We start from the raw sequence: 236 nt of genomic DNA on the forward strand, positions 1-236 counted from the left end.
TGAACCGCCCCGGGTTCTCTGCCGCTACTTTGCGGGTTCGGGCTCTCGGTTGAGGGCCTCGTAGTGGAGCGTCTCGAACTCTATCGGGGTGAGCATCCCGAGGGAGCCGTGGAGGCGCCGATTGTTGTACCAGTCGACCCAGCCGGCCGTCGCGTACTCGACGTCCGAGAGCGTCCTGAAGGGCCCAGGATGGAAGACGGTGGTGCGGATGCACTCGGTCTTGAACAGGCCGTTCA

1 protein-coding gene is annotated in these 236 nt (G+C 64.4%); it reads right to left on the reverse strand.

What is annotated here, in order from left to right; genetic code table 11:
• Positions 1–24 precede the first annotated feature (24 nt).
• A partial coding sequence (locus tag MTQ12_RS14875) for an integrase core domain-containing protein (protein WP_247619232.1) occupies positions 25–236 on the reverse strand: 212 nt, incomplete at its 5' end.

This window comes from Brevibacterium sp. R8603A2, assembly GCF_023072605.1.
Taxonomy (GTDB): domain Bacteria; phylum Actinomycetota; class Actinomycetes; order Actinomycetales; family Brevibacteriaceae; genus Brevibacterium; species Brevibacterium pityocampae.